The sequence below is a fragment of the Kiloniella sp. genome (assembly GCF_048259265.1).
In the GTDB taxonomy this organism is placed as follows: Bacteria; Pseudomonadota; Alphaproteobacteria; order Kiloniellales; family Kiloniellaceae; genus Kiloniella.
Window position 1 is genome coordinate 27,870 of the sequence record NZ_JBLXHT010000015.1, and the last position, 25,115, is coordinate 52,984.

Annotated in this window: 19 protein-coding genes; 17 read left to right on the forward strand and 2 right to left on the reverse strand. The window is 44.3% G+C overall.

The annotated features are described in order from the left end of the window. Positions 1 to 68 precede the first annotated feature (68 nt). Entirely contained in the window at positions 69 to 1,043 is a 975-nt protein-coding gene (locus ACN0QW_RS18155) for a GlxA family transcriptional regulator (protein ID WP_417433508.1), read from the reverse strand. 160 nt (positions 1,044 to 1,203) lie between these two features. Between ACN0QW_RS18155 and ACN0QW_RS18160 the strand changes: the two genes are divergently transcribed. The 6 genes from ACN0QW_RS18160 (at position 1,204) to ACN0QW_RS18185 (ending at position 9,690) form a co-directional block, all read left to right on the forward strand. After that, a complete protein-coding gene (locus tag ACN0QW_RS18160) occupies positions 1,204 to 2,097 on the forward strand; it encodes a 3-keto-5-aminohexanoate cleavage protein (protein WP_417433510.1) in 894 nt (297 codons plus the stop codon). Between the two features lie 41 nt (positions 2,098 to 2,138). Continuing rightward, positions 2,139 to 3,632, forward strand: a complete 1,494-nt coding sequence (locus ACN0QW_RS18165; protein WP_417433512.1) for a carnitine 3-dehydrogenase — start codon at positions 2,139 to 2,141, stop codon at positions 3,630 to 3,632. Positions 3,633 to 3,838: 206 nt separating this feature from the next. Next, complete coding sequence (locus ACN0QW_RS18170; RefSeq protein WP_417433514.1) at positions 3,839 to 4,999, forward strand: acyl-CoA dehydrogenase family protein; 1,161 nt, start codon at positions 3,839 to 3,841, stop codon at positions 4,997 to 4,999. A 32-nt stretch (positions 5,000 to 5,031) separates the two neighbouring features. Further along, positions 5,032 to 7,110, forward strand: a complete 2,079-nt coding sequence (locus tag ACN0QW_RS18175) for an acetate--CoA ligase family protein (protein ID WP_417433516.1) — start codon at positions 5,032 to 5,034, stop codon at positions 7,108 to 7,110. Further along, the gene (locus ACN0QW_RS18180) at positions 7,110 to 7,892 is read left to right on the forward strand and encodes an enoyl-CoA hydratase-related protein (RefSeq protein ID WP_417433518.1); all 783 of its coding nucleotides are present in this window, start codon (positions 7,110 to 7,112) and stop codon (positions 7,890 to 7,892) included. Before ACN0QW_RS18175 ends, ACN0QW_RS18180 begins: the two co-directional genes overlap by 1 nt. Before the next feature lie 172 nt (positions 7,893 to 8,064). Then, a complete protein-coding gene (locus ACN0QW_RS18185; protein ID WP_417433520.1) occupies positions 8,065 to 9,690 on the forward strand; it encodes a GMC family oxidoreductase in 1,626 nt (541 codons plus the stop codon). 19 nt (positions 9,691 to 9,709) lie between these two features. Here the strand turns inward: ACN0QW_RS18185 and ACN0QW_RS18190 are convergent, their stop codons facing one another. Next, complete coding sequence (locus ACN0QW_RS18190) at positions 9,710 to 10,618, reverse strand: LysR substrate-binding domain-containing protein (RefSeq protein ID WP_417433522.1); 909 nt, start codon at positions 10,616 to 10,618, stop codon at positions 9,710 to 9,712. Between the two features lie 119 nt (positions 10,619 to 10,737). On the opposite strand from ACN0QW_RS18190, the gene ACN0QW_RS18195 reads away from it, so the two are divergent. From ACN0QW_RS18195 to ACN0QW_RS18245, 11 genes are all read left to right on the forward strand, one after another. Further along, positions 10,738 to 11,847, forward strand: coding sequence for a mandelate racemase/muconate lactonizing enzyme family protein (locus ACN0QW_RS18195; protein ID WP_417433524.1), 1,110 nt, complete (start codon positions 10,738 to 10,740; stop codon positions 11,845 to 11,847). Between the two features lie 58 nt (positions 11,848 to 11,905). Then, the gene (locus ACN0QW_RS18200; protein ID WP_417433525.1) at positions 11,906 to 13,399 is read left to right on the forward strand and encodes an aldehyde dehydrogenase family protein; all 1,494 of its coding nucleotides are present in this window, start codon (positions 11,906 to 11,908) and stop codon (positions 13,397 to 13,399) included. Between the two features lie 467 nt (positions 13,400 to 13,866). Further along, positions 13,867 to 15,453: an ABC transporter substrate-binding protein gene (locus tag ACN0QW_RS18205; protein ID WP_417433527.1), complete on the forward strand. Its 1,587-nt coding sequence runs from the start codon at positions 13,867 to 13,869 to the stop codon at positions 15,451 to 15,453. A gap of 10 nt (positions 15,454 to 15,463) precedes the next feature. Then, entirely contained in the window at positions 15,464 to 16,423 is a 960-nt protein-coding gene (locus ACN0QW_RS18210; RefSeq protein ID WP_417433529.1) for an ABC transporter permease, read from the forward strand. A gap of 12 nt (positions 16,424 to 16,435) precedes the next feature. After that, entirely contained in the window at positions 16,436 to 17,257 is an 822-nt protein-coding gene (locus ACN0QW_RS18215) for an ABC transporter permease (RefSeq protein ID WP_299371865.1), read from the forward strand. Next, positions 17,257 to 18,891, forward strand: coding sequence for an ABC transporter ATP-binding protein (locus ACN0QW_RS18220; protein WP_417433531.1), 1,635 nt, complete (start codon positions 17,257 to 17,259; stop codon positions 18,889 to 18,891). Before ACN0QW_RS18215 ends, ACN0QW_RS18220 begins: the two co-directional genes overlap by 1 nt. Before the next feature lie 71 nt (positions 18,892 to 18,962). Next, positions 18,963 to 19,802, forward strand: a complete 840-nt coding sequence (locus ACN0QW_RS18225; RefSeq protein ID WP_417433533.1) for an alkaline phosphatase family protein — start codon at positions 18,963 to 18,965, stop codon at positions 19,800 to 19,802. Positions 19,803 to 19,934: 132 nt separating this feature from the next. After that, complete coding sequence (locus tag ACN0QW_RS18230; RefSeq protein WP_417433535.1) at positions 19,935 to 21,998, forward strand: CocE/NonD family hydrolase; 2,064 nt, start codon at positions 19,935 to 19,937, stop codon at positions 21,996 to 21,998. A 131-nt stretch (positions 21,999 to 22,129) separates the two neighbouring features. Then, entirely contained in the window at positions 22,130 to 23,155 is a 1,026-nt protein-coding gene (locus ACN0QW_RS18235) for a TRAP transporter substrate-binding protein (protein WP_417433537.1), read from the forward strand. Positions 23,156 to 23,233: 78 nt separating this feature from the next. Continuing rightward, positions 23,234 to 23,761: a TRAP transporter small permease gene (locus ACN0QW_RS18240; protein WP_417433539.1), complete on the forward strand. Its 528-nt coding sequence runs from the start codon at positions 23,234 to 23,236 to the stop codon at positions 23,759 to 23,761. Next, positions 23,761 to 25,065: a TRAP transporter large permease gene (locus tag ACN0QW_RS18245; protein WP_417433541.1), complete on the forward strand. Its 1,305-nt coding sequence runs from the start codon at positions 23,761 to 23,763 to the stop codon at positions 25,063 to 25,065. Before ACN0QW_RS18240 ends, ACN0QW_RS18245 begins: the two co-directional genes overlap by 1 nt. The last annotated feature ends 50 nt before the right edge of the window (positions 25,066 to 25,115 follow it).

Here is a 25,115-nt window from a genome sequence, read left to right on the forward strand (position 1 = left end):
TATAAAATAATTAAAACTAAAAAAATTATATTTAATAAATATATATACTAAGTATTGTATCTAATATATTAAGATATAATACGCCGACTTGTTTTGGGGGCTTGGCCAAAACGATTGCGATAGCTTCGGGCAAAAGATGTTGCAGAGTTAAAACCACAACGAATGGCAATCTCAAGAATAGACAGGTCCGTTTGCTTCAATAGTCTCTGTGCTATATCCAATCGATGGTTTCTATAATATGAGGCAGGGGACGTTTTTAAATGTTTCTTGAAAAGTCGTTCTAGTTCTCTGACGGTAGAGTCGATTTTTTTAGCAAGCTCTGTTATGAGGAGCGGCGTTTCGATGGTTGCTTCCATCGTTTCTATCGCTTTGGTCAGGACTTTATTGTTCCGGATTTGTGGGTTGTTAGAAATCAGTCGTTGTGGGTTGTTTCCTTCGCGGAATCTTTGATAGATAAATATATCAGCAACATCAGTGGATAATTTCAAACCGTGTTGAACCCTGATGAGTTGTAACATCATGTCCAGACTGGTTGTGCCCCCGCCTGATGTGAACCGGTTACGATCAACAATATAAAGATCCAATTCTGCCTGTACATTAGGATAAGTCTCGATGAAGCTTTCAAAATTCTCCCAATGAACGGTCGCTTTATAGCCATCCAGAAGACCAGCTTTGGCAAGAATTTCGCTCCCCGCATCCATGCCACCAAACTCGGTCCCTTTTGAGCGAAGCCTTCGAAGAATTGCGGCTAGTTGTTTTGTATTACTTTCTTCCACATCATAACTGGCACAAATGATCAAGACAGGAATATTGTCGTCCAATGCAATTTCTGCATCAACATTAATGTCCATACCGTTACTGGCGCGTACTGTTGAGCCATGGATGGAATATAATTTCCATTCATATATTTTTTCACCGACCTTAAAATTAGCAGCACGCAAAGGCTCTAACGCCGAAGAGAAACAAAGCATTGAAAAGCCCGGTACGAGTAAAAACGCAACTTTTTGAGGTTTGGTTTCAGCTTCTCTTCCAAATAGATACATCTTGACGTTCTCATCTATTAGATATCGGTTGGCGTGAAATGTTTCATAATTAGCGCAAAGTGTAAATTGAGAAATAAAAACCGCCCTACACTTAAAAAAATAAAGGGACTCATCTTTGGAATTGATGTTCTGATAGGGTAGCGTGAAAGAGGGAATTACTATGAATAATGAAGTTATTATCACCTGTCCTGTAACAGGCTCAGGCATCAAAAAAGATCGACATATGAATGTTCCTGTAACGCCAGACGAGATTTCTGATGCCGCGATTGAGGCTGCATTGGCGGGGGCTGCTATTGCCCATTTGCACGTTAGAAATCCGGATACCGGTCAGGCTAGCAATGATTTGGAACTTTATCAGGAAACAGTTGGTCTTCTTCGGGATAAAATGAAGAGAAAAGGCGTGGATGTTGTTATCAACATCACGGCAGGCATGGGGGGAGAGTTTGTCCCCGATGCAACAAATCCCAATGTCGGCGGACCGGGAACTGATATGCTCAGTCCTGTTGATCGTCTCAAACATATTGATGCTATTCGTCCTGAAATTTGTACCTTTGACTGCGGATCTTTGAATTTCAGCGATTATGCCTATATCTCGACGCCGGATATGCTGCGTGAGATGGCTGCGATTATTCAAAAGATGGGGGTGAAACCTGAAATTGAAGCTTTTGAACTTGGTCATATCTGGATGGCAAAGCAGCTAATGTCGGAAGGTTTAATTGATGCACCACCTTTGTTTCAGCTTTGTCTTGGCATTTCTTTCGCGGCTGAAGCAAATGGCGAAACCATGCTTGCGATGCGTAATATGCTTCCTGAAGGGGCAAATTGGGGCGCTTTCGGGGTTGGCCCAGCTCAAATGCCGATGGCTGCACAATCAGTTATCTTTGGCGGTCACGTTCGCGTTGGGCTGGAAGATAACCTTTACCTGGAACGTGGTGTCCTTGCGAGTAATGGACAGTTGGTAAGCCGAGCCAAGGAAATTATTGAACGAATGGGGGCGAAGACACTTACAGCTGAAGATGCTCGTAAAATGTTCAATGCCGTCAAGCAGGCTTAATTATAATTTTTAAAACATAGATATGAGCAGGGTGTTAAAAAATGGCACGTGAAATCAGAACAGTTGCCGTCGTTGGGGCTGGTGTTATCGGGGCTGGATGGGCCGCGCGATGTCTTCACCGAGGAATTGATGTGGTCGTGACGGATGTTTCTGCTGGGGCAGAACGAGGCCTGAGAGAAGTTGTATCCAATGCTGAGCCTGCTTTGAATCAACTTAGTCTGGCCCCACGTAAGGAAAAGGGCACACTGACGTTCACTACAGACCTTGCCGAGGCTATTTCCAAGGCTGATTTCGTCCAAGAAAATGCACCGGAACGGGAAGACTTAAAAAGAAATCTTCTTGCGAAAATAAGTAAACACGCAGAACCGGATGTTATTATCGCCTCCAGTTCCTCTGGGTTGCTTCCAACGGTTATTCAGGCTGATTGTATCCATCCTGAACGTGTTTTGATCGGTCATCCTTTCAACCCTGTTTACCTCTTGCCTCTTGTCGAGGTTCTTGGCGGAGAAAAAACGACCGCCCAATTTATAGATGCTGCCATGGCGTTCTATAGCTCGATCGGGATGAAACCCCTTAAGGTTCGAAAAGAAATAGAAGGGTATATTTCTGATCGCCTTCAGGAAGCTCTATGGCGTGAAGCCTTACACATGGTTGCTGATGGGGTTGCAACAACAGATGAAATAGATCAGGCAGTCATATATGGACCAGGGCTACGTTGGGCTTTTATGGGGACATGCCTCACATTTCATCTTGCTGGTGGCGAACAGGGGATGCGCCATATGCTGGAACAATTCGGTCCGGCGCTTGAGTTACCCTGGACAAAATTAAAAGCGCCTGAACTGACAGATCAACTTATTGATCGAATGGTTGAAGGAACGCAACAACAGGCAGAGGGTTATTCAATCCGTGATCTGGAGCAGCTACGAGACAATTGTCTTGTGTCTATTATGCAGTCCTTGCGCAGCTTTAACTATGCATCTGGAAAAGTACTGAAAGAAGACGATGAAGGGCTGTATGGGGACGCAAGTGGTTCTAAAGAATGGTCTGAACAGGATGATTTAACCAAACCATTGAACCTTCATAGAGACAAAGTTCATCCCGAGTGGATTGATTATAATAACCACATGACTGAATCTCGTTATTTGCAGGTTTTTGGCGATGCCTCTGATGCGCTCTTTCGTTATGTCGGCGTAAATGCTGAATACCATGCTAATGGTCATTCGTATTATACTGTTGAAACCCATATAAATAATATTCTTGAAGTCTCAGTGCATGAGCCTTTGATAGTTATGACACAACTACTTGGTCTGGATGATAAACGCATCCATTTCTATCATAAAATGTACAAGGAAAAGGACAACAGCTTACTCGCAACAGCAGAGCAAATGGTCTTGCACGTTGATATGAAAGCCGGGAGAGCTTGTCCTGCGAAACCTGAAATACTGAATGTGTTAGAAAAAATACTTGATGCACATAAAAAACTGCCTGCTCCGGAACGTTTAAGCAGACAAATGATGGTGCCACCACCCAAATAATAGATAATCTTGCAGCCGGGTTTTGTCTTTGATTTTTAATCCGATCTGCAAATAAGTGTCAAATACCAGTGTCGCCATGACACTTGGAAATATTGATATTCAATCTGTGTTGATTTTCAACGTGGAATGCCTTTTGATGTCCTGATTTAATGGTGAAAGCTTAGAGATCATAAATCAGGAACAGTTAGGGTTTAGGGAGAAGTGATATGGATTTTGGTCTTTCGGAAGAACAACAAATGGTTGTTGATACTGTTCGGAATTTTGTTGAAAAAGAACTGTACCCCCATGAAAATACTGTTGAAGAGTTGGGTTATGTTCCCGCTGAACTGACCAAAGAAATACGTCAAAAAGTTTTGGATTTAGGGTTTTACGCAGCCAATATACCTGAAGAATTCGGAGGTGGCGGATTAGACTACGTCACCATGTCCTTACTAGAGAGAGAGCTGGGGCGCGCTTCTCAGGCGCTGAGTGTTATCTTTGGGCGCCCCTCTAATATTCTTTGCGGTTGTAAAGGCGATCAGGTCGAAAAATATCTGATGCCAGCTATTCGCGGGGAGAAGATAGACTGTATCGCGATGACCGAACCTGATGCAGGGTCAGATGTAAGGTCAATGAAGGCATCTGCCGTCAGAGACGGGGATGACTGGATACTTAATGGTACCAAGCATTTCATAACGCACGCTGATGAAGCGGACTTTGCCATTGTTTTTATTGCAACTGGAGAGGAAGAAACTCCTCGGGGCAAGAAAAAACAAATCACCTGCTTTCTTGTAGATCGCGGAACTCCGGGATTTGAAATAAGAGAAGGTTACAAATGTGTATCACATCGGGGATACAACAATTCCATCCTCAATTTTGATAACTGCCGCATTCCTGCCACGCAAATACTCGGGGAAGAAGGCAAGGGATTTGACGAAGCGAATACATGGTTAGGGGCCACAAGATTGACTGTAGCAGCTATGTCAGTCGGTCGGGCGCAACGTTGTTTTGATTTGGCGGTTAATTGGGCCGCTGAGCGAAAACAGTTTGGACAGGCTATTGGAAAATTCCAGGGCGTTTCCTTCAAATTGGCTGATATGGCGACAGACATTCAAGCCGCTGAATACTTAACCATGGGTGCAGCTTGGAAATTAGATAAGGATCTTCCTGCGGATCAGGACATTGCCATGGCTAAGGTTCATGCAACAGAAATGCTGGCCAGAGTAACGGATGAAAGTCTTCAGATTTTTGGCGGAATGGGTTTGATGACCGAACTTCCTATCGAACGCTTTTGGCGTGATGCCCGGGTTGAGCGGATCTGGGACGGCACCAGCGAAATTCAACGCCATATCATTTCAAGGGGTTTACTTAGACCTCTTGGCGCGTAATCGGGCATGTCATTGATCCGGGGAGTTCTGAAATGTCAAAATCAGCAAATATAAAACGCCTGCTTTGCCCCCAAAACATAGCTGTTGTTGGTGGAGCTGAGGCTGCTGAAGTCATCCGGCAAAGCCGTAAAACAGGATTTCAGGGGGAACTGTGGGCCGTAAATGCACGCAGAAATGAGATTGAAGGATTAAAGTGCTTTGCATCGGTAAACGATCTGCCAACAGCACCTGATGCCGCTTTCGTCGCGATACCTCGCGAACCAGCTATATCCGTGATTAAAGATCTGCAGAAGATGGGGGCAGGTGGCGTAATTTGTTACGCATCTGGGTTTTCCGAAACTTCTGACGGGCAGGATTATCATACAAATCTGATGAGCAGCGTTGGTGATTTGGCGTTGGTTGGCCCGAATTGCTACGGTATTCTAAATTATCTGGATGGTGCTGCTCTCTGGCCTGATCATCATGGCGGGCAGCATGTTGATAAAGGTGTCGCGATCATTACCCAAAGTGGAAATATCGGCATCAGCCTGACAATGCAGGAAAGATCACTGCCCATTGCCTATATGATTTCTGTTGGAAACCAGGCCGTGTTATCTATGCCTGATTACATTGATGCTCTTTGTGATGATGATCGTGTGACCGCAATAGGCCTTCATATGGAAGGGGTTGATGATATCCCCGGGTTTTGTGGTGCCGTAGATAAAGCCAGAACTAAGGGCATACCTGTGATTGCCTTAAAATCAGGAGGATCTGACATCGGGGCCGAGATTGCCCTAAGCCATACCTCTACTCTGGCTGGGTCTGATGAACTTTATACTGCTTTGTTTCAACGTATTGGGGTTGCTCGTGTTCGTACACTTAGTGAGATGATTGAAACCCTAAAGCTCCTTCATGTCGCGGGACCTCTATCGGGTAATAACATCGCTTCGCTTAGTTGCTCTGGGGGGGATGCTGCTTTGATTGCTGATTTTGGCAGTCAACTTGGCTTAAAATTTAATCCGATCCCAGATGTTCAGTCTTCTCAGTTACAAAAGCAGCTTGGGGAAAAAGTTTCTATATCAAATCCCTTTGATTACCACACCTATATTTGGGGAGATATAGAAGAGAAAACCAACTGTTTTACCCGTGTTATGCAGGGTGGGTATGACATCAGCCTTTTGGTGTTGGATTACCCCAGAGGTAGTTTAAGCGAGGCTCATGAGTGGGATATTGCACTGGATGCAATGATTGCGGCACAGAAAAACTCCGGGCATCAAGCAGCCGTTCTTGCCACACTTCCGGAAAATCTTCCGGCAAAAGCACGATCCACTTTGATCAGAAATAACGTGGTGCCATTACAAGGCGTAGAAGATGGATTGAAGGCTATCTCATCCGCGGCATGGATAGCGACTAGATGGAAGGATATTGCGAATAATAACGTATGTTCAAGGGTAGGGATATGTTCTGAAGTAGAAGGTGAGGTTGTTTTACTTGATGAAGCCCTAGCAAAATTACGTCTAAAAGAATACGGATTTATAGTTCCGGAGAGTGAAACAGTTGCCATTTCAGAAGCGGGTTTTACTGCGGAACAAATTGGTTTTCCGGTTGTTGTTAAGGCTGTGAGTGCTGATCTCGCCCATAAGACAGAAGTTGGTGGCGTGGCTTTGAACCTTCAAAGTGCTAAAGAGGTAACATGTGCGGCAGAAAGAATGGCGCATTTGTCTGACAAAGTTCTTGTCGAAAACATGGTTAAAGATGTTGTTGCCGAAGTTATCATCGGCGTGACACGCGATCCTCAATTCGGGCTTTCTCTTGTCGTGGGTTCTGGCGGTGTTTGGGTTGAGTTGATGCAGGATTCAATAGCATTACTATTACCAGTTTCACGTCATGATCTTCACGCTGCTTTGAAAAAACTCAAACTGTATAAGCTGTTGAATGGGTATCGTGGCCAAGGTGCTGGCGATATCGACACGTTAATAGATACAATTTTATTGGTTGCAGATTTTGCTAGGCATAATGAAAATAAACTTGTCGAAATGGATTTAAACCCGGTTATGGTTCTTCCAAAAGGAAAAGGCGTTGTTATAGCAGATGCGATGATCCGAATGGTTTCAGAGGAAAGAGTGAATTGATGTCAGATGTTGTTAAGGTTGAAAGACGAGGGTCCGTTCTGGAAGTGACACTGGACCGCCCCAAAGCAAACGCTATTGATGCCGAAACCAGTAAGGCAATGGGAAAAGTATTTTGTGACTTCCGTGATGATCCCGACCTTCGGGTTGCTATTTTAACAGCTGGTGGTGAAAAGTTTTTTTCAGCCGGATGGGATTTGGTTGCCAGTAACGACGGGGAAGCCCCGGATACTGACTATGGCCCCGGTGGATTTGCGGGCATAACGGAACTCCATGATTGTTATAAGCCAATTATTGCCGCTGTAAATGGGATGGCTGTTGGCGGTGGTTTTGAATTAGCCCTTGCTGCTGATTTTATTATTGCAGCAGATCATGCACAATTTTTCCTACCAGAAGCAAAGGTTGGTCTGATCGCTGATGCAGCATCTTTCCGTCTTCCAAAAAGGCTTCCTAGGGCAATTGCCATGGAATTGCTTTTAACTGGGCGGCGTATGGATGCGAATGAAGCCGCTCAATGGGGACTGGTGAATAAAGTGGTGACAAGCGAAGACCTTATGACAGCAACCAGAGCATTCGCGGATCAAATTTTAGAAGCTGCGCCTTTATCTGTTATGGCAGTTAAAGAGGTTTTGCAAAAAACGTCTGGTCTTGATGATGAGGCCTGTTATCAAGATATGCGTTCAGGAAAATGGAAATATTATGAAAAGATGCTGAGAAGTGAAGACTCTAAAGAAGGATCGTTAGCTTTTGTTGAAAAAAGATTTCCTGTCTGGAAAGGAAGATAATTCATTTATATCAATATCATAAAGCATTCTTAACAAATCTACAGACCTCTAGTGACAAATATAACAATGTCTTGCTTTGATTAGGCAAAATATTGTTTGAACTGCTTGGATATTTGCTCATAAATGAAAAAAAGAAATTCATTTTTGTACGCAATTTTTCAGGTTTTGAGACATGGTTAAAGAAAAGCGGTCTTTTGACTATATCGTTGTTGGTGCGGGTTCCGCGGGCTGTGTCTTGGCAAATCGCCTCAGTGAAAGCGGTAAAAATTCTGTTTTAATTCTTGAAGCTGGAGGAAGTGATAAACGATTTTGGGTTCAAGTTCCAATTGGCTACGGAAAGACATATTACCAAAAGTCCGTTAACTGGATGTACCTGACTGAAGCAGATAAAGGTACAGCAAACAGGCAGAGCTATTGGCCACGCGGAAAGGTGCTTGGTGGATCCAGCTCAATTAACGCCATGGTGTATATCCGGGGCCATAAAAAAGATTACGATGATTGGGCTGCAATCGGAAATCCGGGATGGAGCTATCAGGATGTACTGCCTTACTTTAAAAAGTCAGAAATCAATCAATTGAGTGATGATGGCTATCGTGGCACAGAGGGAGCAATGCATGTCTCTGATGTTTCGAAAGATTTACACCCTCTTTGCCAAAACTTTATCCGCTCAGGGCAGGAACTTGGTCTTGCCTATAATGAAAACTTCAACGGGGTTGAACAAGAAGGCATAGGTCTTTATCAGACAACAACCCGTAATGGTTTCCGTGAGTCCGCAGCCAAAGCGTTTCTACATCCAGCCTTAAAACGTAAGAATCTTAAACTTGTCACTCATGCCCATGTTTCAAAAGTCCTTTTTGAGGGAAAAATAGCTGTTGGTGTTCAGTATGTACGCAAAGGAAAAACTTCTACTGTTACAGCCAAAAAAGAAATTATTCTGAGCGGTGGCTCAATCAATAGCCCGCAATTGCTGCAGCTGTCAGGGGTTGGTCCTAAGACTTTACTCGATGACCATAATATTCCGGTTGTCCAGAATAGTCCGGCAGTAGGGCAGAACCTACAGGATCATATCGGGATGGATTATCTTTATTCCTGTACCGTTCCAAGTCTTAATGACGAATTGCATTCCTTGTGGGGGAAGCTGGTTGCCGGACTGAAGTATGTATTGTTCCGGCGTGGGCCCCTTAGCTTGAGTATCAATCAAGGAGGAGGCTTTATTAAAACCCGACCGGACTTGGAACAACCCAATATACAGTTATATTTCTCACCCGTGAGCTATACGCGTGCCCCGGCGGGAACGCGACCGATGCTCAACCCCGATCCGTTTTCTGCTTTTCAACTGGGTTTAACAAACTGTCGCCCGACTTCGCGCGGAGAGATAAATATTAAATCAAATGATCCGTTTGAACCACCAATGATAAAGCCAAATTATCTTTCTACCGACGAAGATGTTTCTGAGATGCTTGAGGGTGTGAAGTATCTAAGAAAATTAGCCGAAACCAAAGCCTTTAAAGATATTATCATCGAGGAGTTTCGCCCGGGGAAAGAGTGTAAAACAGACGAAGAGTTAATCGCCGATATTCGCGGTTACGCCTGGACCTGTTTCCATCCTTCAGGAACCTGTAGAATGGGGCCTGATCCAGAAACGTTTGTCGTTGATCATAAATTAAAAGTTCATGGTGTGGATGGCCTTCGTGTGATTGATGCATCAATCTTTCCCAATGTACCCTCAGGAAACACGAATGCAGCCGCTATTATGGTCGGTGAAAAAGGAGCAGATCTTGTGCTGGATGATGCTTAAGTACTTATTGAAAGATATTTCAATGCTTTTGTTCTATCTGAGCTTGATCCAATAACCAGTTACGAAATAACAAACTTTCAGGTTTAGATTTTTCGTTTTTTATTGGTGTTAACAGGTAATGAGAGTCATCGTAATCGAAGTCTTGCTCGACAACCCTCATTAATTTTCCGTTATCGAGATCTGGTTGGGCATGGGCTTTTAAGACAAGTGAAACGCAAGCTCCAGAGGATGCCAGCTGCACCGAATTCAGAGAGGTATCCACTGTGATATTTACCTCGAGATCTGCTCCCTTAAGGTGAGTCTCGAATATTTTTTGCCAACGGCCTTCGCAACCCATAATCCTGACACAACTGAGGTGACTGATAAGGGATTTATTGCCAGTCTCAATGGATTGCTTCAGGAGCTTCACATTGTCTGGTGTTGCAACAAGAACTGAAGGTTCTGTGTGTATTTTCTGACTGTGAAAACCAGGCCAGTTACCGTGCCCGCTGCGAATATCAATATCAATGTTGTCGTGATCGAGTGATTCTGTCCAGATCGCGGTGTGTAATCTGATATTGATATCAGGATACTTTGTGAGGAAATTTTTTAACCTTGGTGCCAACCAGGAAACGGAAAAGGCAACAGTACAGAGAATATTGATCGTCTGCTTGCCCTTGGTGCCGAACAACCCGGTAGTTGAGACTGATATATCTTCGAAAGCTCGCCGTACTGCTGGCAGGTAAGCTCTTCCCTTGTCCGTTAACTTTAAACTGCGGGCTAATCGTTCAAATAACAGGAAATCCAACTCTTTTTCGAGAGACCTTACTTGATGGCTAACTGCAGCTGGGGTGAGGTTGAGCTCTTTGGCTGCTGTCGTGAAGTTATTATAACGGGCGGCGGCTTCGAACGCGCGCAACCAGTTTAGAGGGGGGAGTTGATATGCCATCTGAGTACGATTATCAGTTTCAAATAAAATGATGTCTTAGACGAATAATACTTCGTTTGCTTTTATCTGCAAGCTTGGACTAATAGTACGCCATAGATTTTTATTGAGTGAGATTCTGCGTGAAAATAGCAAGCATTGAAACCTTTTCCAATGAATATGTCGGTTTTGTTCGGGTCCGAACAGTCGAAGGTGATGAGGGGTGGGGGCAAGTCTCAACCTATAATGCAGATATCACATCGCAAATCGTACACAGGCACATTGCGCCACATACGCTTGGTCAGGATGCATCCGATCTCAAGGCTTTAACCCAATCGGTGCTGGAGCGAGAACACAAATTTCCAGGAAGTTACCTCTATCGCGCTCTTTGCGGCGTAGATACTGCTCTCTGGGATATCCATGGTAAACGAGCAGGGAAAAGCGTTGCAAGCTTGCTTGGAAGTACGCGAAAAATCTTCCCCGTCTATGCATCAAGCATGCGGCGCGATATTACGCCAGAAGAAGAAGCAGAAAGATTTGTCGCCCTTCGAGAACAATTTGGTTACACGTCATTTAAATTCAGGGTTGGGCGCGAATGTGGTCATGATGTTGATCAGTGGCCGGGACGTACGGAAGAAATCGTAAAAAAGGTACGGGAAACTCTTGGCAATGATATTACCCTTTTGGTTGATGCGAATGGTGCCTACACACCGAAAAAAGCTATTGAAGTTGGTCATTTATTACAGGATTACGGCATTAGCCATTTTGAAGAGCCTTGTCCTTATTGGGAACTGGGTTGGACAAAACAGGTAAAAGAGGTACTTGATCTTGATGTGTCCGGTGGAGAGCAAGATAACAACATGGTTGTTTGGAACCAGATTATCCAAGACAGGGTTGTTGATATTGTTCAGCCGGATATTTGTTATATGGGTGGCATTACGCGAAGCCTCGAAGTTGCTAAAATGGCTGAAGCAGCAAAAATTCCCTGTACGCTACATTGTGCGAACCTTTCTCTTGTAACGTTGTTTTCTGCGCACTTTATGGCGGCAATTAACAACCCAGGCAAATATCTCGAATTCTCAATCGAGGGGTTGGATTACTATCCGTGGCAGACTGGTTTGTTTGACACCGGATATGAAATTGTGAATGGCAACCTTATTCTTTCAGATAAACCGGGGTGGGGGATTGAAATTGATCCTCTGTGGCTTGCGAGTGCGGATTATCAAGTGAGCTATAATGCTTCACGCTTTTGATAAAATCTTTGAATACAGAACATAGTTAAATAAAACGATAAGGCCTTTAGGTGTGATTATGACCAAATCAACAGATGCGCTGATCAGCGAATATTTTCAAACAGGTACATTGCTGGGGTTGCCAAATAAGCTATTTATTAATGGAGCGTGGGTTTCTGCTTCAACAACAGAGATGATCGATAGTAAGGACCCGGGAAATGGAAAGGTATTTACGTCCGTAAGTGCTGGGCAGTCAGAAGATGTTGATAATGCTGTCAAAGCTGCTAGGGATGCCTTTGTCAATATTTGGCGTGATATGAAACCCAGTAAGCGCGGCCTCATACTTTTCAAGGCTGCTGATATATTGGAACAAAAGGCTGATTATTTTGCTGTAGTAGAGGCTCTTGATTCAGGTAAACCGCTGGATGAAGCAAAGGGGGATGTCGCGAGCTCTGTTGGAGCACTACGTTATTATGCTGGTTGCGCCGATAAAATTCAGGGCGATACTTTCCCTTTGGGGGATGGTGTCTTCTCATTTTCCAGTGTTGAATCTGTTGGTGTTACCGCACATATTATTCCTTGGAATTACCCTCTTGCTACAACAATAAGGGGTGTCGCCCCTGCTTTAGCCGCAGGGTGTACAGCTGTGGTAAAGCCTGCAGAGCAAACCCCTTTAACAGCACTATTGTTGGCAGATGTCTTTGTTGAGGCCGGCCTTCCCAAAGGTGTTTATAACGTTGTAACCGGTACTGGGGCAGATGCTGGAAGCCCGCTGGTCAATCACCCGAAGGTTCAACACATCACCTTTACAGGCTCAGTCGGTACCGGGACTTTGGTGATGGAAGCTGCTGCCAAAAACATCAACAGTGTGACACTGGAGCTTGGCGGAAAATCACCTATTGTGGCCCTCGCTGATTGCGACTTGGAGAAAACGGCAGAAGGTGTTCTTTGGGCAATTTATTATAATGCAGGACAAATTTGCTCTGCTGGTTCGAGGTTAGTCGTAGAAAGAACAATTCATCGTGAATTAGTGGCAAAGATTGTTGAGAAAACTTCACAGTTAATAGCAGGTCATGCTCTCACTAATCCAAATTATGGTGCGATTAATTCTCTGCAACAGTTGGAGAAAATAGAAGGCTTTGTGGAGCGCGCCAAAGCTCGAGGAATAACCGTTGCTTGCGGCGGTGAACGGATCAATACTAAAGAAACTGAGAATGGTTGGTTCTATGCGCCAACAATTATGGATGATGTGCCTAACAATGACGAACTGGTTCAAGAGGAAATTTTTGGCCCTGTGTTGACGGTTCAGGTTGTCGATAGTCTTGATGAAGCTATAGAAGCTGCGAATTGCACTGATTTTGCTCTTGCGGCAGGGGTTTATACACAAAACATTACTCATGCGCTTAAGCTTTCTAAGGCCATTGATTCTGGGCAGGTAACAGTTAACGATTATTGGGCTGGTGGTATAGAAATACCGTTTGGCGGCAATAAATCATCAGGTATTGGCCGTGAAAAGGGAGTAGAAGCCCTTCGAAACTATGTAACAACAAAAGCAATTACGATGACGTTTTAAATTAACTTTTTTGTTTAAAAATGTTAAAATACATTAGTTGTGACGCGGGCCTTAAATTCCATAAAAGATTGTATTTGATTGGTTAGAAAAAATAACTTGATTGAATTTTTACTATAAACGACCCTAAGATGTGGTTTTTTGATCAAAAATTGACGTTTTTTGGATGGAAAGTCGCTGTTGGTGATGTTGTTGTCTTTAATGCGACAAAGTTATGGGTAGTTGACTCTATTCAAAATAAGGTTCTGGGAAACAGAACCAAAGCTGGTGGTGAGTATAGGTTTTTATGTTTCTGTTAAGAGAACAAGACTTTGTCTTTATGTAGATTTTGACGCTGTCTAGGTATCTAATACAGGGAATTAAATTAATTAAACCTTATAATCATTTGAATCATATGATAAAATAAAAGCGATTAAACGCTTATGTGATTCTCACCTAAAAGGTTTATGCAAACAGGGAGTAGAATAGGAATGACACAACATATTAATTATCTGGCAAAGCTTGCCGCTCAGGGTAAATTAGATCGCCGTGAGTTTATGGGAAAAGCTGCTGCTGTCGGTGTCTCTACCGCTGCTGCTGGTAGTCTGTTGTCCAGTGCGGCAATGGCCGAAGGCCCAAAAAAAGGTGGAACGCTTAAGGCTGGTCTTGGTGGTGGGGAAAGCACAAATAGCCTAGATCCAGCAGCCTTTCTGACACAAGTTTCTCATGATTTTGGTAAGTGTTGGGGCGAAACACTTGTTGAAGTTTCGCGTATTGGTGAAATTAATTTTCGACTTGCTGAGAGCATCGAGCCGACCGCTGATGCGAAAACATGGCATTTTACAATTCGCAAAGGTGTTGAGTTTCACAACGGCAAAAGCGTAACTGCTCAAGATGTACTCAAAACAATGCAACGCCACTCGGGCGAAGATACGAAGTCCGGTGCATTGGGGGTCATGCGTAATATTGAGTCCATGAAGGCTGATGGTGATGTTTTCTCTGTTACACTAAAAACGGCAAATGCTGATTTACCTTACTTAATGTCTGATTATCACCTAATCATTCAGCCCGACGGTGGCATGGATGCGCCTGATGCTGGTATCGGTACTGGCCCATACAAGGTTGCTGTTAATGAGCCGGGTGTACGCCATGTCGGTGAGCGTAATCCTAATTATTGGGATCCGTCACGTGGCCATGCAGATCAGGTTGAAATTGTCGTGTTAAACGATGCTACAGCCAGAACTGCGGCCCTTCAAGGTGGTCAGGTTCACATGATTAACCGTGTGGAACCAAAAGTTGCCGATCTTCTGGAACGTGTTCCCGGTCTTCAGGTGAAAAGTGTATCTGGTCGCGGTCACTATGTATTCCTGATGCATTGCAATACTGCACCGTTTGATAACAACGACCTACGTTTAGCTCTTAAGTATGCAGTTGATCGTGAAGAAATGGTTGATAAAATTCTTCGTGGTTACGGATCTGTTGGTAATGACATGCCAATCAATGGTGGTTATCCGCTGTTCTCCGAAGATATTGAACAACGCTCTTTCGATCCGGATAAAGCAAAGTTTCATTTCAAAAAATCAGGCCATGAAGGTCCTGTTCAACTCCGGACAGCAGGTACTGCCTTCGCTGGTGCTGTTGATGCTGCGCAGCTATTCCAACAGTCTGCTGCGAAATGTGGTATTACGCTTGACGTTAAGCGTGAGCCTGATGACGGGTATTGGACAGAAGTGTGGAATAAACAACCATTCTGTGCATCTTATTGGGGCGGATCGCGTCCGGTTCAAGATCAAATGTATTCAACGGCTTATCTATCAACAGCTGATTGGAATGACACGCGTTTCTTCCGTCCTGACTTTGATAAGCTTCTTATTGAAGCTCGTGGTGAACTTGATCAAGCCAAACGTATTGCACTCTACCGTGAAATGGGTGTGATGGTTCGTGATGAAGGTGGTGTTATCGTTCCTATGTTTAATGACTTCATTGCTGCTGTCAGTGATAAAGTCGGCGGTTACGAAGATGATCCAAGTGGTGAAATGATGAACGGTTTCGCCCTCGCAAAAACTTGGTTGGCGTAATCAGCGACTCATGGGACATCCCATTCTAAATTTGGTGGCCCAACGCATAGCGTTGGGCCTCCTTCTCCTCTTTCTGGCATCTGGGTTGATATTTATCGGTACCCAAATTTTGCCAGGAGACGTCGCACAATCTATTCTAGGCCAGTCAGCAACACCGGAAGCTGTTGCTAATCTTCGTAAAGAACTTGGCCTGAATGACCCGGCATATGTCCGCTATTTCGAATGGCTATCGGGTGTTTTACAAGGGGATCTTGGTACCGCACTTTCAAATGGAAAATCTATCGGTGAAGGTATTTCCACACGTCTTCAAAATACACTTTTTTTAGCGAGCTGGGCTGCTGCTTTTTCTGTCCCATTAGCTGTTATCCTAGGGCTGTTGGCTGTTCAGTACCGTAATCGCTGGCCTGATAAACTTATATCCGGTGTATCTCTTGCGTCTATTTCTCTTCCAGAATTTTTTATCGGATATTTGCTCATCTATTTTGTTTCAGTTCAACTCGGCTGGTTTCCTTCTGTTGCGATTTTGAACGAAACAATGACTTTGGGTGAAAAACTAAACGCCATTGCCTTACCTGTCGTGGTTCTGACAATGGTCGTTCTTGCGCACATGATGCGTATGACCCGAGCGGCCATTTTGAATGTCATGCAATCTGCCTATATTGAAACGGCTGAATTAAAAGGGCTTAATCCTTTTACGGTTATCAGAAAGCATGCTTTTCCTAATGCGATTGCTCCCATTGTCAACGTTGTCATGATCAATCTTGCCTATCTTGTTGTAGGTGTGGTGATTGTAGAGGTTATCTTTGTATATCCTGGAATGGGACAGTATTTGGTTGACCACGTTTCCAAACGTGATGTTCCTGTTGTTCAGGCTTGTGCCCTGATCTTCGCCAGCGTTTATATCTCGCTGAATATCATTGCTGACATTGTATCAATCGTGGCTAACCCGCGCTTGAGACATCCGAAATAGGGGATGGTATAAATGAACTTTAAACGTATTCCCCTGAGTGCACTTGTCGGCATTATTGCGACAGGTTGTTTTCTCTTTGTAGCTATTTTCGCCCCCGTATTGGCGCCTTATGGTATGGCAGAGATTGTTGGTGATGTTTGGGAACCAGCTTCTGACCAATTCCTGCTTGGTACAGATAATGTTGGTCGCGACCTTCTTACGCGAATGATGTATGGTGCTCGTATCACGATCTTTATCGCGGGTGCTGCCACAATTTTTTCTTTTGTTACGGGATCTGTTCTTGGTTTCACTGCTGCGGTAACCGGTGGCTGGTTTGATATGGTCTTGTCGCGTTTTGTCGATCTATTGATGTCAATACCGACCCTGATTTTTGCGTTGGTCGTTCTATCTGTATTACCGGGCAACCTTGTGACATTAATTGTTGTTATGGGGGTTTTGGATAGTACACGTGTTTATCGACTTTCCCGCGCGGTCGCTGTTGATATTAACGTAATGGATTACGTGGAAGCGGCCCGATTACGTGGCGAAGGTACACGATGGATCATCTTTCGGGAAATCCTGCCTAACGCCTTATCACCCTTGGTTGCTGAATTTGGCCTAAGATTTATCTTTGCAGTTCTTTTCCTTTCTTCCTTGTCATTTCTTGGACTTGGTATTCAACCCCCGGAAGCTGATTGGGGGGGGATGGTGAAAGAAAATAAAGAGGGTATTATCTTTGGTATTCCAGCGGCGCTTATTCCTGCCTTTGCAATTGCTGTTCTGGCTATTTCTGTAAACCTTGTTGCGGATTGGATCCTCAATAGAACGAGTGATCTGAAGGGAGGGCGCGGATAATGTCTGATAATCTTCTTGAGATTAAGAACCTCAAAATCGGTGCAACCGTCTATCCTCCGGGCGAAAAGCCCCACGACATTACCATCGTTCATGATGTGTCTCTTAACCTAAAAAAAGGTCAGGTTATGGGGTTAATCGGTGAAAGTGGTGCTGGTAAATCAACTATTGGCCTTTCTTCTATGAGTTATGGCCGGGGTGGTGTTGAAATTACAGGTGGCGAAGTTTTCGTCAATGGACGGGATATCCTGCAAATTCAGGCTCAAGGTTTAAGAGAGCTACGGGGCAGGGAAGTAACTTACGTTTCCCAGTCTGCCGCGGCTTCTTTTAATCCAGCAATGCGTTTGATGGATCAGGTTATTGAAACCACAATTCTGCATGGACTTTCAAACAAAGCACAGGCAGAAGAACGTGCGATTGAACTCTTCAGGTCGCTAGGACTTCCTGATCCGGAAAACATTGGTAATAGGTATCCGCACCAGGTTTCTGGCGGGCAATTACAACGCGTTATGACGGCAATGGCACTGTGCCCTAAGCCTGATTTGATCGTTTTTGATGAACCGACAACCGCACTTGATGTAACAACACAGATTGATGTCTTGGCGGCGATTAAAAAGGCGATTAGAGATACTGGTGTTGCTGCCCTGTACATTACCCATGACTTGGCTGTAGTGGCACAGGTTTCGGATGAAATTCTTGTTTTACGTCATGGTAATATGGTTGAACATGGCACTGTTCAAGAAATCATTGAGGCGCCAAAAGAAGAGTACACCCAGGAATTGGTGAAAGCTCATTCTATTACACATGAAGAGAAAAAGCCGACAGATAACCCAATTCTTCGCGTGGAGAATATCTCTGCGTCTTATTCTGGAGAAATTCAGGTTTTAAAAGATGTTTCTGTTGATATTCACCCGGGGCAAACACTGGCTGTCGTCGGTGAGTCCGGGTCTGGGAAATCGACACTTGCACGGGTGATCACCGGGCTTTTACCGCCGAGTGACGGACGTATTATCTTTGACGGAAAAGAGTTAACACCGGCACTTCCTGATAGAAACATAGATGATCTTCGTGAACTTCAAATGATCTACCAGATGGCTGATGTGGCGATGAACCCACGTCAGACAGTTGGTCAGATTATTGGGCGCCCGCTTGAACTTTATTTCGGAATGAAGGGTGCTGAAAAACGTAAACGCGTTATTGAGCTGCTCGATGAAATCGAAATGGGCGAAAAGTTTATCGACCGCTATCCTGCGGAACTTTCCGGGGGGCAAAAGCAACGTGTTTGTATTGCGCGCTCATTGGCGGCGAAACCCAAGCTGATTATCTGTGATGAGGTTACATCTGCGCTTGATCCTTTGGTTGCAGATGGCATTTTAAAGCTTTTGCTTAATTTACAAAAGATAGAGAATGTTGCCTATCTCTTCATTACCCATGACCTTGCAACGGTGAAATCAATATCTGATTCCATCGCTGTTATGTATCTTGGGGAACTTGTGAGATACGGAACCAAATCCGAAGTTCTGTCTCCTCCGTTCGATGACTATACAGACCTTTTACTTTCCTCGGTCCCAGAAATGAAATTGGGGTGGTTGGAAGAAGTCTTGGCGCATCGAAAAATGGAAAGTGCCGGCAATTAGTCGGCACTTATATCCACGGTCAATATTTCATACGTTGGTCAGTTATTAGTACTGTTTAGGGAGATTATCTCTTGGCTCTTAAAAATAAAGTGTTGTTGATCATTCTTGATGGTCAGCCTTGGAGAGATGCGCGTCGTTATATGGGTAACCTAGAAGGTTGGGTTCAATCCGGCGAGGCACGTGTTTGGAAAATGCGGGCAGTGTTACCATCAACATCTGCGTCTTGTTATGCGTCTATCCATACAGGCGTAACCCCGCAACAGCACCACGTCGTTTCCAATCAATCAATCTTCCGCGTAAAACAGGCCGATATTTTTAGCCAGGTTCGGGATGCAGGTGGAAAAACAGGCGCTGTAACGCATTCGTTCTGGTCAGAATTCTTTAATCGTGCGCCGTTTGATATGGTACGGGATATTGAATATGACGAAGACGATGGTCCAATCAATCATGGTCGTTTTCATACCATGACGGGCTATGGGCACATAAATCAGATGACCCCATCAGACGCTGATTTGTTTGCGACGCTGACGATGCTAACGGAACGTCATAAGATTGATTATGGCATCTTGCATACTTGTACGCTTGATTCCATGGGGCACAGGTTTGGGCATGATTGCGGCGAGATGGATCAAGCCTGTTTTGCCATTGATGCGATGCTTGCGCATTTCCTGCCGCGTTGGATTGAAAATGGCTACGAAGTCATCGTGACGGCAGATCATGGTCAATCCGACAGAGGACACCACGGTGGGCGCGGTGAAGATCAACAAGACGTTGCTCTGTACTGGTTTGGTGGCGGTAATGGTCCCAAAGAAGATATAGTTCTTGATCAGTTACAACTTGCCCCCACGATCCTTTCCAGAATGGGTGCTCCGATTGCGGATACAATGAAGGCAGAGCCTTTCTTGAAGTAAATCAGGTATATTTCTGATTTTTATTTGTAACTGGGTGCGAAAGCTTTTCATAAGACCTTCGTATCCAGTTTTTTTATGCCAGTTTTTTTGATGACTGTTTACATTTCCAGTTATAGCTTTTTGAGGTGCGATATGGCGATAAATTTTCAACCCCGATCAAATGTTACTCAACATGATGGTTTTTGCGTCTGGGAGAATATCTGGATACCGCTAAAGGATGGTCGACAATTATCGGCACGTATCTGGATGCCCGATTTGGCGCAGGGTGAAGAGGGGGGGATTACACCTGTTCCTGCGATCTTTGAGTATCTTCCCTATCGTAAGCGTGATGGTACGGCACAAAGGGACGAAAGCACTTATCCTGTTTTTGCCCGAGCAGGATACGCAGGCGTCCGTGTTGATATATCTGGTACTGGTGAATCTGACGGTGTTTTTGACGATGAATATTCCCCCCGTGAACTTTCTGATGGCGTAGAGGCGATTAACTGGATTGCAAGACAGGTCTGGTGTAACGGCAAGCTAGGTATGATGGGGATATCTTGGGGGGGCTTTAATGCTTTGCAAATTGCGGCCCTACGACCCAAACCATTAAAGGCTGTCATATCTATCGGTTCTACCGTTGATCGTTATAATGCTGATATCCACTATAAAAGCGGCTGCCATTTGAATTCTAACCTGTCTTGGGCTGGTGTAATGCAATGTTATGCTAACCGTCCGCCCGATCCAGTCTTGGTTGGTGATAAATGGCGGGATATGTGGCTTGAGCGCTTAGAGGGCGCAAACTTTATCCTCGATGAATGGTTATCTCATCAATGTTATGATGACTTCTGGAAGCATGGCTCTATTGAACAGGATTATGATGCTTTGGAAATTCCAAGTTTGGTAATTTCCGGTTGGGCTGACGCTTATAAAAATGCGCCTCCAATTGCAGCAGAAAACAAGCCGGGTCTTGCTAAAGCGATTAATGGTCCCTGGGTACACAAGTACCCGCATTTTGCTTATCCGCACCCCAGATCAGATTTCCACCAAGAAGCTTTGCGTTGGTGGGACCGTTGGCTTTGTGGAAAGCAGAATAATGCAGAAAATTTACCAGCCTATCGTGCTTATATTTCTGAAAACGTCACGCCTTCACGTTGGCGAGAACACGAAGAGGGGAGATGGGTTGCTGAAAATGTCTGGCCTTCTGATAGCATCGTATTTCAAAAGCTGTACTTGAACGCTGATCACAGTCTCTCAAAGACCAGTCATGCTGAGGGGCAGATGTCTATTTGTTCTCCTGAAGATACGGGTATCGCGTGTGGCGAGGTCTTTGCGCTTAAACCAGATACAGAAACGCCGGGCGATCAACGTATTGATGACGGGGGATCTTTGGTCTTTGAAACAGATGTTCTGAGTGACGCCATTGAGATCCTTGGCCAACCAACGTTATCTTTAGACGTGGCAATTGATGCACCATTAGGAAACCTGGCTGTTCGATTAATCGATGTGCATCCTGACGGTGTTTCCCATCGTGTGTGTTTCGGGGTTTTGAACCTGGCGCATCGACAGGACAACGAAAAGCCAAAGGAAATGGTACCAGGGCAAAGGGAAGGTGTTACAGTTACCTTGGATCACATTGGCTATCGTTTTTTACCGGGGCACAAAATAAGGGTTTCAATCTCGACAGCCTATTGGCCTTTGATTATGCCGTCCCCGTATCATGTGACGGCCTCAATTTCTCTGGATAAAAATACTGCTCTTTCACTGCCCGTCAGGGCAATAGGCAATCAAAGGGTTGTCGATGATGAAATTGTCATGCCTGAACCAGAAGAGGCCAACCCACTACCTCTATACAAAGAGATAACACCCTCTAAAACGGCCCGCAGGGTTGAAAAAGATCTTTCTGGTAACTTGACGCACTACATCACCGAAGATGACACAGGGACGACAGAAATTCCGAATCATGCTTTGCGCGTTCGGCACACGAATTTTGTAAAATGGTCCATAAGCCCAGATAATCCCTTGGGGGCACAAGCGCACTCACAATGGTGTTGCTATATGTCTCGTGATGATTGGTCTATCAAGTTGGAAACTGAAGTTTCAATGATTTTAAGAGCGGACAGTTTTAAAATTTCAGGGAAAATGCTTGCCTACGAAGAAGGGAATGAAATCTTTAGCCGCAGTTATCAGAAATCCATTCCAAGAGATCACATGTAAATTAGAATCAATCCTATAACTTGAAGAATAGCTTGCAGTATAGTTTCATATGAAACTATACTCATTCTGCATATAAATAATTTAAAGATCTGTAGGCATACAGAAATATAAAAGAGCAGGAAGGTTACAGGATGAAACGTACACTCATTGCGCTGACAACAGTTGCAAGTACTGCATTAACGGCTATTTTTTCAAATGCTGTCGGGGCAGAATTTGAATTAAAGCTTAGCCATTTTTTACCGTCGTCTCATCCAACGCAAACCCAGTTTCTTGAACCTTGGGCAAAAGAGCTTGAAGAACGGAGTGAGGGTAAAGTCAAGGTAACGATCTTTCCTGCGGGATCTGCCTTTGGGCATGTCGCAAAGCAATATGATCAAGTAAAAGCTGGTGTCGTCGATATTTCTCATGGTCTCACGGGCTTTCCACGTGGTCGGTTGCCACGTACTTTGATTATGGATTTACCCTTTCTGACAAAATCTTCTGATGCGGCATCCCGTACGTTATGGGATTTGTACCCAACCTATCTTGCCGAAGAATACAAAGGCCTAAAGGTTCTAGCCCTACATGCTCATAACCCCGGCCTTATTCATACAAGAGGCAAGCAAGTCAAAACCATGAATGATCTTGCAGGGCTTCGGGTGCGCGCACCTTCTGCGGCGACATCTATGATGCTTAAACAATTGGGAGCAACACCGATTGGACTTCCACCCACACAGGTTTATGAAAATCTTCAAAAAGGCGTGATTGACGGTACGATCTTTCCCTACGACGGTGTTCATGGGTTTAAGCTTGCCGAGGTTCTGGATTATCATCTTGATGCCAAGGCTTACACAACCAGTTTTTATTTCATTATGAACGAGAAAAAGTATAACGCGTTACCGGAAGAGATCAGAGCCATTATTGATGACATGTCCGGTGCATCCCTTGTCGCGAAGTTTGGGCCATGGTGGAATAATTGGGATAAGCCCGGACTTGAAGACATACAGAAAAAAGGAAGCCCGGTCGTTATTCTTGACGATAGCCAAAGGGACGAATGGCGTCTTGCTTTAGAACCAACGACAGCCACTTATCTAAAAAACTTGGAAGAGGCGGGTGTGAAGAATGCACAAGAAATTTACGATGCTGCAGTAAAATCCATCGCGAAATACGAGCAATAATTATTCTTGAAATGGTCGTTCTAATGCTTGATTAGGACGATCATTTTCTAAAATATCATAAAACTGTTCGTGTGAATCATGATTATTATTATATCAAATTATTTCAACCAATTAGTTAAATATGTTGCTTGGATAGGTGTCCTGTTTCTGTTGGGCGCTATGCTTATTACAACGACAGATGTTGTTTTGAGAAAGATAGATAATGCTGGAATCTATGGTACGATTGATCTGGTTCAATTGATGATTATCTCGGCCGCATATCTTTCAATTCCCTATGCCTTTTTGAAAAAAAGCCACGTTGCTGTGGCTATTCTTTCTGAACGGCTGCCAGAAAAAGTAGCTATTTTCTGTCAAGCTTTAGGGATGTTATTTTGCGCTGCATTTATGAGTGCAATAGCGTGGTTTGGTTTTTTACAAGCTGAACAGCAGCATCAGTATGGTGATATCTCTATCACCCTCGGCTTGCCGATGATTTATTACTGGATACCACTTTTGCTTGGCGCAACCTTGTCAGGCGTAGTTTCGATCGGCCTATTAATCAACAGCCTTATTAACATGTTTGGTCTTGAACAAGATCCATCAAATGAAAATCGGGTTAAGAGCTAATGGATAACACAACAATTGGCCTTATCGCCTTCGCTGTTCTTTTCGGATTGATAGCCATCAGGGTGCCCATTGCCATAGCTATGGGTATTGTTGGTATGGTCGGTGGCTTGATCATAAACGGTTTTGATTCCGTGGCCTTTATTATGGGGTCGGTTCCATTCGAATCAATCTTTCCTTATTCGTTATCTGTCATTCCGCTATTCATCTTGATGGGCGTTTTTTCGTCAAAAGCGGGCCTCTCCAGAGCGCTCTATGATGCGGCACACGCTTTTATCGGGCACTATAAGGGCGGGTTAGCAATGGCGACGGTTGGCGCTTGCGCTGCATTCGGTGCCATATGTGGTTCATCCTTGGCGACGGCCGCGACAATGTGCCGTGTCGCAATGCCAGAAATGCGTCGGCGGAATTATGATGATGGCTTGGCAAGTGCAACAATTGCTGCTGGGGGAACACTTGGGGTTTTAATCCCTCCTAGCGTAATTATGGTTATCTATGCAATTTTGACTGAACAATCGATCGGTCGTCTTTTTGCCGCGGCCCTAATTCCCGGGTTGCTTGCCACGATACTTTATATGCTTGCTGTGCGCATAAAAACGGCTAGAAATCCAGACTTAGCCCCGGCAGATACGCCTGTTGATTGGTCTGGACGCATTGTTGCTATGCTAAATGTTTGGCCTGTTATTCTGTTGTTTACCGTTGTTATTGGCGGCATTTATGCAGGGTGGTTCTCGCCAACAGAAGCTGCGGCAATTGGGGCAATTGGTGCTTTTATTCTTGCACTTCTAAAAAGAAAAATGGATCGACATACATTCATTGAATGTCTTGAAGAAACGGCGAGTTCAACAGGTATGATCTTTATGATCCTCATTGGAACCGCGGTATTCAATTACTTTGTCGAGACAACAGGACTACCGCAAGCTTTGGTCGCTTACGTAGGAGAACTAGGATGGAATGAATATACAATTCTGATCTTTTTGATCATTTTCTATGTCATTCTAGGATGTTTTATGGATGCGTTATCAATGATCTTGCTGACGCTACCCTTTATTTATCCTTTGATTACCAACATGGGTTTTGATCCGATTTGGTTCGGTGTGATTATGGTTTCCGTTGTAGAGGTTGGTTTAATTACACCACCTGTGGGAATGAACTTATTTATTATCATGGCCGGGACACCGGGATTAAAATTACAAACCATTAGCCGAGGCGTAGTCGCATTTTTGATGGCGGATGTTGTGCGGCTGGCTCTTTTGATCCTTTTCCCGGCACTATCCCTTTGGCTTCCTGCTGTGTTGATGGATTAGCAACGGGAATGTCAATTTGTTGAAGAAGAAAAAAGCAAGTAACTCAATTT